General features: G+C 74.0%; 9 protein-coding genes. 3 read left to right on the top strand and 6 right to left on the bottom strand.

The window, feature by feature from the left end; all coding sequences use genetic code 11:
• Nucleotides 1-79: 79 nt before the first annotated feature.
• Nucleotides 80-1,279 (top strand): cupin domain-containing protein, encoded by a 1,200-nt coding sequence (locus VF468_08880; protein HEX5878421.1) that lies wholly within the window; start codon nt 80-82, stop codon nt 1,277-1,279.
• On the opposite strand, the gene VF468_08875 is transcribed toward VF468_08880, so the two are convergent.
• Genes VF468_08875 through VF468_08860 form a run of 4 tightly spaced genes read right to left on the bottom strand, consistent with a single transcriptional unit; the run spans nt 1,276 to nt 4,537 of the window.
• A complete protein-coding gene (locus tag VF468_08875) occupies nt 1,276-1,644 on the bottom strand; it encodes an MmcQ/YjbR family DNA-binding protein (protein ID HEX5878420.1) in 369 nt (122 codons plus the stop codon). The two genes, VF468_08880 and VF468_08875, sit on opposite strands and share 4 nt — an antisense overlap.
• A gap of 15 nt (nt 1,645-1,659) precedes the next feature.
• Nucleotides 1,660-2,376 carry a GAF and ANTAR domain-containing protein gene (locus tag VF468_08870; GenBank protein HEX5878419.1) on the bottom strand — a complete coding sequence of 239 codons (717 nt, stop codon included), beginning with the start codon at nt 2,374-2,376 and terminating at the stop codon, nt 1,660-1,662.
• Between the two features lie 34 nt (nt 2,377-2,410).
• Nucleotides 2,411-2,839, bottom strand: a complete 429-nt coding sequence (locus VF468_08865) for an SPOR domain-containing protein (protein ID HEX5878418.1) — start codon at nt 2,837-2,839, stop codon at nt 2,411-2,413.
• A 39-nt stretch (nt 2,840-2,878) separates the two neighbouring features.
• Complete coding sequence (locus tag VF468_08860) at nt 2,879-4,537, bottom strand: acyl-CoA synthetase (protein ID HEX5878417.1); 1,659 nt, start codon at nt 4,535-4,537, stop codon at nt 2,879-2,881.
• Nucleotides 4,538-4,585: 48 nt separating this feature from the next.
• On the opposite strand from VF468_08860, the gene VF468_08855 reads away from it, so the two are divergent.
• The gene (locus tag VF468_08855) at nt 4,586-5,983 is read left to right on the top strand and encodes an NAD(P)/FAD-dependent oxidoreductase (protein ID HEX5878416.1); all 1,398 of its coding nucleotides are present in this window, start codon (nt 4,586-4,588) and stop codon (nt 5,981-5,983) included.
• Here VF468_08855 and VF468_08850 read toward each other — a convergent pair.
• Nucleotides 5,980-6,609, bottom strand: a complete 630-nt coding sequence (locus VF468_08850) for an SRPBCC family protein (protein ID HEX5878415.1) — start codon at nt 6,607-6,609, stop codon at nt 5,980-5,982. The genes VF468_08855 and VF468_08850 overlap by 4 nt on opposite strands.
• On the bottom strand, nt 6,606-6,950 hold the full coding sequence (locus VF468_08845; protein HEX5878414.1) for a metalloregulator ArsR/SmtB family transcription factor: 345 nt from the start codon (nt 6,948-6,950) through the stop codon (nt 6,606-6,608). Before VF468_08845 ends, VF468_08850 begins: the two co-directional genes overlap by 4 nt.
• 169 nt (nt 6,951-7,119) lie before the next feature.
• Here VF468_08845 and VF468_08840 point away from each other — a divergent pair.
• Nucleotides 7,120-7,350, top strand: a 231-nt coding sequence (locus VF468_08840) for a 6-phosphofructokinase (GenBank protein ID HEX5878413.1), incomplete at its 3' end; no start/stop codon positions are given.

Here is a 7,350-nt window from a genome sequence, read left to right as displayed (position 1 = left end):
GGGGCCAGCGACACCGGTGCGATGATGGACGTCGCCGACTCGGGCACCGTCGACCGGACCGACGTCGGGGAGCCCGGGGATGCCGACGCCGGCGAGCCCGGCCGGTAGCGACCCGCGGGACGGCGCGGCCGGCGACGTCCTCGCCCGCCTCGTCGGCGACCCGGACCGGTTCGCCCGCGCGCACTGGGCGCGGGCGCCGCTGTACCGGCCGGCGGCCGACCCGGCCGCCTTCGCCGACCTGTTCAGCCTGGGCGACGTCGACCACATCCTGTCCTCGACCACACCCCGCCACCCGGCCTTCCGCCTGGTCACCCACGGCCGGGAGCTCGACCCACGGTCCTACACCAGGCCGGGACGGGTGGGTGGCCGGCCCGTGGGTGACCTCGCCGACCCGGGGCTGGTGTACGAGCACTTCCACGCCGGGGCCACCATCGTGCTGCAGAGCCTGCACCGCTTCTGGCCGCCGCTGGCCCGCCTCGGCCGCGACCTCGAGCTCGCCCTGACCCACCCCGTCCAGGTCAACGCCTACGTCACCCCGCCCGCCGCGCGCGGGCTCGGCGTCCACCACGACACCCACGACGTGTTCGTGCTCCAGGTCCACGGCCACAAGCGCTGGGACGTGCACGCCCCGGGCGGCGAGCCCGGGCCGCCGCTGCTCGAGGCCGAGCTGGCGCCGGGCGACTGCCTCTACCTCCCCCAGCGTTACCCGCACGCCGCCTGGACGGCCGCGACCGCCTCGGTCCACCTGACCGTCGGCGTGGTCCCGGCGACCTGGACGGACGCGGTGGGCCCGGCGGTCGCCGCGGTGGTCCGGGACGCCCTGTCGCCGGCCCCGCTGCCCGCCGGGTACGCGGCCGACCCGGCCGCGCTCACCGCCGGCGTCGCCGAGCAGCTCGCCGAGCTGCGGCGCCGGCTCGACAAGCTGGACCCGGGCGCGGTGGCGGCCGCCGCCGCCGACCGCTTCTGGTCCAGCCGGCCGCCGCTCCTGACCGGGCAGCTGCAGCAGCTCCTGGCCCTGGAGGAGATCGGCCAGGACACGGTGGTCCGGCGGCGTCCCGGCGCCAGCTGCCGCCTGCGCCAACACCAGGACCGCCTGGAGGTGCGGCTCGGGGACCGCAGCCTGCGCATGCCCGCCCGCCTGGCCCCGGCCATGCGGGAGATCGCGGCCCGCGACCGCCTGACCGTCGCCGACCTGGCCGCGCACCTCGACCCCACCAGCCGCCTGGTCCTGGTCCGCCGCCTGGTCCGCGAGGGCCTGCTGGAGACGGCGCCGCCCTAGGGCTGGCGGGCGTCGAGCTCGGCGACCAGGCGCCGGGGGGCGACGGTCCGGTAGGCGTCGGTGACGAGCTCGGCGATCTCGTCCCAGTCGACGGGGACGTCGAGGTAGACGCCGAGCCAGCCGCGCTGGCCGACGTACGGGGGACGGAAGAAGCGGGTGGGGTCGGCGGCGACCAGGGCCTCCTGGGTGCCCTGGGGGGCGGCGCACCAGAAGGCGAGGCGGTCGTCGTGGTGGTGGTCGGCGTAGCTGACGAAGGTCGTCTTGCCGCGGACGAACCAGGTCGGCTCGCCGTGGCTGAGGCGTTCGGTCGCCTCGGGGAGGGCGAGGCAGAGCCGCCGCAGGGCCTCCAGCGGGTCGGTGGTCATGGGAAGATTGTGCCGTCAGCCCCCGACTTCGGGGCGGCGGGCGGTGATCATGATCTCCCGCGCGATCTCGACCACGCGGCGGCGCTCGGTCCGGGCCCGGCGGCGCATCTGCTCGAACGCCTCCCCGGGGGTGACGCCGTCGCGGGCGACCAGGGCGCCCTTGGCCTGCTCGATGATCACCCTGGCGTCCAGGGCCCGCTGGAGCTGCTCGGCCAGCTCGCCCCGCTGCTCGCTCTGCATGGTGTTGGCGATGGTCAGGGCGGCCAGGTCGGTGAAGGCGATCAGGGCCAGCTCCCCCTCGGGCGACCAGGGGTTGGCCCTGGTCGAGAACACCGCGACCACCCCGATCGCCATCTGGTTGTAGGGGATGGGACTGGCCAGCACGGCCCGCAGGCCCCGCTCGACCGCGGCCGGGGAGAAGTCCGGCCAGCGCTTCTCGGCGGCCAGATCGGCCGCGTGGACCAGCTCCTTGTCGTCGAAGGCGTCGATGCAAGGGCCCTCGCCGTGCTCGATCTGGAGCTCCTCCAGGTGGCCGACACGCTCGTCGGAGTCGGCGACGCTGCGCAGCAGCTGGTCGGGGTCGATCAGCATGAGGCTGGCCCCGTCGACGGCGAACAGGTCGTGGGTGCACTGGACGATCCGGTGCAGGGCGTCGTCGAGGTCGCCGGCGGCATAGCGCAGGTCGCCGAGCTCGTGCAGCGCCTGGCGGACCTCGTGAGCGGACATCGGCATCGGCGACACCTCCCCGGTCGGGTTGCCTACCCCCTCAGGCGCGCCTGGTCACCTTTTTGTAGTAGCGGTCCCGCTCGGGGATGCCGTACCCGGCCAGCTCCTGCTGGTGGGCCCGGGCCTCCTCCTGGGTCTCGTAGCGACCGCTGAAGACGGCGAAGGCGGTGCCCAGGACGTACTGCTCGTTGTCGAGGATACCGGCGTCTTCGACCCCCATGGTGCGGACCGCGACCAGGCGCGCATCGGCCCGGGCGCGGTCGTTGTAGCTGCCCAGGACCACCGTGTGGAACTCCTCTGGGATGGTCGTGCTGGTGGGCGCGAAGGTCGGCTCCACCGGGGCGCGGGCCTGGGCCGGGGGCGCCGACCCGGGGGAGGAGAGGCCGAGGATGGCCCCGGCGACCAGGCCGAGCACGGCGGCGACGGCCGCCATCGCCGGCCCCGGCCGTGGCCAGCGGGTGTCGTACATGGCGCCAGACGGTACCCCGGGCCCGACGCCCGGCTCAACTCAGCCGCCGTCCCCTCCGGTCCCGGTGTCGGCCTTGCGCAGCTCGGAACGGCGGATCTTGCCGGTGAGGGTCTTGGGCAGGTCGTCGACGAACTCCACCTTGCGCGGGTAGGCGTAGGCCGACAGGCGCTCGCGGACGTGCCGCTGCAGCTCGGCGACCAGCTCGTCGCCCGGCTCGGTGCCCGGGACCACGCGGACGTAGGCCTTGACGACGTGGCCGCGCTGCGCGTCGGGGCTGGCCACCACCGCCGACTCGGCCACCGCCGGGTGCTCGAGCAGGGTGCTCTCGACCTCGAACGGCCCGATCCGGTAGCCGGCCGAGATGATCACGTCGTCGGCCCGGCCCGAGTACCAGACGTAGCCGTCCTCGTCCTGGCGGGCGGTGTCCTTGGTGTGGAACCAGTCGCCGCCGAAGACCTCCTTGGAGTCCTCGGGCCGGTTCCAGTAGCCGAGCGGGTAGTGCGGGTTGGACCGGGCCTTGAGGCAGATCTCGCCCGGCTCGCCCTGGGGGACGGGCTGCTCGTCGGGGTCGAGAATGGCCACCTCCCAGCCGGGCAGGGGCAGGCCCATGGAGCCGGGCCGGACCTCGACGGTCGGGTAGTTGCCGCACAGCGGGTAGCTTTCGGAGAGGCCGTAGTAGTCGAGCATCGGGCAGCCGACGGTCCGGGCCCACCAGGCGATCGCCTCGGGATTGAGCGGCTCCCCGGCCGAGCAGGCCAGGCGCACCGAGAAGTCCAGCCCGGCCGCCTCGGACACGCCCATCATGGCCCGGATGGCGGTCGGGGTGGTGAACAGGTTGCCGACCCCGTGGTCGGCGATCAGCCGCAGCGCCTTGCCCGGGTCGAACCCGCCCTTGCGGCCGTGGACCAGCGTCTCCACCCCGAAGCGCCAGGGCCCGAGGATGCCGGGCACGATCCCGGCGATCCAGGCCCACTCGCCGGTGGAGTGGAACAGCTCGCCCGCCCGGACGTCGTGGCTGAACTGGAACTCCTCGTGGCCGAGCAGGTAGCGGTGGGCGTGCAGGATCCCTTTGGCCAGGCCGGTCGTGCCCGAGGTGTAGTAGAGCTGGGCCGGGGTGTCGGGGTCGGTGGCCGGGGTCTCGTAGCGGTCGGCGGCCGCCCCGGTCAGCTCCTCGAAGCTCTCGTCGCCGCTGCCGCCGACCACCACCAGCCGCTCCACCGACGGCGCCTTGTCGAGCAGGGCGGCCACCCGGTCGCGGTGGGCGGCCGAGGTGACCAGCACCTTGGCCTCGGAGTCGTTGAGCCGGTAGGCGATCGAGTCGTCGCCGTACAGCACCGACATCGAGAGGAGGATCGCCTCGCACTTGTAGGTGGCCAGGAAGCTGGCCGCGATCTCGGGCGAGGCCGGGGCCATCACCGCCACCCGGTCGCCCTTGCCGACCCCCAGCTCCCGCAGGGTGTTGGCGGTGCGGTCGGTGAGCCGCCGCATCTCACCAAAGGTCCAGTGCTCGTCGCGGCCCTCGTCGGACACGAAGTGCATGGCCGGGCGGTCGGGCTCGTGCTTGTCGAGCACGTCAGCGGCCAGGTTGTAGCTGGCCGGGACCTCCCAGCGGAAGCCCGAGATCATCTCCTGGTAGGTGCCGGGACGATGGGTGCGGTAGTCGCGCATGGATTCCTCCTCGGCCGACGTGCTACCCATCTACCCATGTCCTCACCTCAGCGCACAACACCCTCGCGCCCGCCGACCGTGCTCGTCGTCGGCAGCGGCTTCGCCGGGTTCCACTGCATGCGGCGCCTGGAGAAGCACCTGCCCCCCGACGCCGCCGAGCTGCTGCTGGCCAGCTCGGCCGACTACCTGCTCTACAGCCCCCTGCTGCCCAACGTGGCCGCCGGTGTGGTCGAGCCCCGCCACATCGCCGTGGGGCTGCACGCCGCCCTGCGCCGGGCCAGGGTGCTCCTCGGGCACGTGGTCGCCGTCAACGTCCAGGGCCACACCGCGACCCTGCGCCGCATGGACGGGTCGGACCACGAGCTGGCCTGGGACCGGCTGGTCCTCGCCCCCGGCGGGGTCACCCGCACCTTCAACATCCCCGGGGTGGCCGAGCACGGCCTCGGCCTGAAGACCCTGGCCGAGGCCGCCTACCTGCGTGACCATGTGCTGCGCGAGCTCGACAACGCCGACGCCGCCGACGACCCGGCCCGCCGGCGCGCCTGCTGCACCTTCGTGGTCGTCGGGGCCGGCTACTCGGGCACCGAGGTCGCGGCCCAGATGCAGCACGTCACCACGCGGGCGGCTGCCGAGTACCCGCGGCTGCGGGCCGAGGACCTGCGTTGGGTCCTGGTCGACCTGGCCCCCCGGGTGCTGCCGGAGCTGGACCGGGGGCTGGGCGACGACGCCATGGAGGTGCTGCGCCGCCGCGGGGTCGAGGTCCGGCTGGGCACGACCGTCGAGGAGGCCACCGAGGGCAAGGTGCGGCTCTCGGACGGCGAGACCATCCCGACCCACACCCTGGTCTGGTGCACCGGCGTCACCCCGAGCCCGCTGATCGAGACCCTCGGGCTGCCGACCGAGCGGGGGCGGCTGGTCGTCGGGGCCGACCTCCGGGTCCCCGGCGTGCCCGAGGTGTTCGCCTTCGGCGACGCGGCCGCCGTCCCCGACCTGACCCAGCCGGGCAAGCTCACCGGCCAGACCGCCCAGCACGCCCAGCGCCAGGGCAAGCTGGCCGCCCGCAACGTGGCCGCCTCGCTCGGGTTCGGCAAGGCGGTCCCCTACCGCCACCGGGACCTCGGGTTCGTGGTCGACCTGGGGGGCTTCGAGGCGGTCGCCTCGCCGCTCGGGGTGGCCCTGGGCGGGCTGCCCGGGCTGGTCGTGACCCGCGGCTACCACCTGCTCGCCCTGCCGTGCAACGGCAACCGCATCCGGGTGGCGCTCGACTGGCTGCTCGACTGGGCCATTCGTCCCCAGGTGGCCCAGCTCGGCTTCCTCCGCGAGGACCAGGCCACCATGGCCGCGGCCGAGCACACCGGCATCTACGCCGGCCCCCCGGCCGACGAATGGGAGGCGGCGTCAAGGGACCTCCCCACGACCAGGGCCGTGGTTGCCGACACCGGCGTGCCCCGGCCGCGGGCCCGGCAGCCGGGCTAGGCCTCCTCGTCCACGCCGGGGGCGTAGAAGGCGGTGGTCCGCTCGACCACGGCCGCGGCCTCGGCGGCGGTGGCCATGCCGGCCGCCTCCAGCGCCGCCCCCCAGGCGGTGCTGCTCAGGACGACGAACCGGCGGTACTCGGGCGTCTGCTCCAGGCCGGTGGGGTCGATCGTCTGGCCGGCCAGGTGCACGCCGAGGGCGAACACGGCCAGGTCCCAGCCGACCCCGACCCCGGCCAGGCCGTCGGCCGTCCCCGGGGGGGCCGAGACGTGCTCCAGCTCGAGCACGGTGGTCCCGTCCGACCCCGGGGCCAGCCGCAGCTCGACCTCGTCGGCCGGGTTGTCGCCGTACACCCAGGAGACGGCCAGCAGGCGCGGTGGGTCGCAGCGGAGGATCTCGCCGCCGGCGTTGCCCTCGATCTGGAACCTCCCGCCGAGGCGGAGGTCCCCGGAGACCGGCAGGAACCAGCGCTTGAGCCTGTCCGGGTCCGAGCAGGCGTCCCAGACGTCCTCGATCGGCGCGTCGTAGCTGCGCCGCAGCACGACCGAGGGGCCGTCGCCGGTGGCGATGCTCCGGCGGCCGACCGAGCGGTTGATGGCCTCGATCTCGCTTGCCATGTCGTTCATCCGTCCCTCTCCCTCCGGTCGCGCTCGCGCCTCCCACGGGCGAGCTCGGTGGCCAGGGCGTCCAGGTGCTGGGTCCAGAACCCGCGGAAGTGCTCCAGCCATGCGTCCACCTCCTGAAGGGGACCGGTGTCCACGGCGTACAGGCGGCGGGCGCCCTCGGCCCGCACGGTCGCGAACCCGTTGTCCCGCAGGACCCGCAGGTGCATCGAGACCGCCGGCTGGGTGATGCCGAACTCCCGCTGGATCACCGCGCTGACGGCGCCGGAGGGCTGCTCGCCGGCGGCGAGCAGCTCCAGGATCCGGCGCCGGACCGGGTCCCCGAGAACGTCGAACGCGTGCATGCGGCCCAGTGTCTCACTTTGAGCTTATATAAGTCAATCCTTATATCTGTGCCGGCTGGGGCGTCGTCCACCAGCGGGCGCTATGCTTACTGGTCACGGCCGCTGCCGGCCGGCAGTTCCAGGGCAAGGATGCCCATTCCCCCGGTTTCCCCTTGTTGGAGGCATGCGCATGACCAGGATCGGTGTGCTCACCGGCGGGGGCGACGTCCCCGGTCTCAACCCCTGCATCAAGACGCTGGTCTACGCCGCCGCCGACCGGGGCTATGAGGTGGTTGGGCTGCGGCGCGGCTGGGCCGGGCTGCTCGACTACAACCTGGACGCCGACACCCCCCAGGACCACTGCGTCCAGCCGCTCACCCGCCACCAGGTCCGCACCATCGACCGGACCGGTGGGACCTTC

This window comes from Actinomycetota bacterium, assembly GCA_036280995.1.
GTDB lineage: Bacteria > Actinomycetota > CALGFH01 > CALGFH01 > CALGFH01 > CALGFH01.
Note: the sequence above shows the minus strand (reverse complement) of the source record. Positions and strands in the feature narration are given on the sequence as shown.